Origin of the sequence: Domibacillus sp. 8LH (genome assembly GCF_038806185.1) — a bacterium.
Classification (GTDB): domain Bacteria; phylum Bacillota; class Bacilli; order Bacillales; family Domibacillaceae; genus Domibacillus; species Domibacillus indicus_A.
In genome coordinates, this window is sequence record NZ_JAVJNG010000263.1 from 1 (window position 1) to 249 (window position 249).

Consider the following 249-nt stretch of genomic DNA (forward strand, 5'->3'; position numbering starts at 1 on the left):
GTGTAGCAGTTAGAGGAATTGATGCGATTCAAAATTTAGTTTCATCGGAAACTTTACCAAAAGGCCCCGATTTTGTGACACCTATTGGTATCGCAATTGCCGCTAAACAGAATCCAGTTCACTATGTAACGGTTAATGTAAATAAGCAAAAGGTTCGTATGTTTGAAATGAAACAACTTACCGTTGGAGATGCCCTCATTCAGGCTGGTATAGATATTCAAAAAATGTATGGTCGCCCTGGGTCTGCTG

1 pseudogene is annotated in these 249 nt (G+C 40.2%); it reads left to right on the forward strand.

Annotation, left to right across the window (positions count from 1 at the left end):
* Positions 1 to 249, forward strand: a pseudogene (locus RG959_RS24645) (cell division protein); the annotation flags it as partial.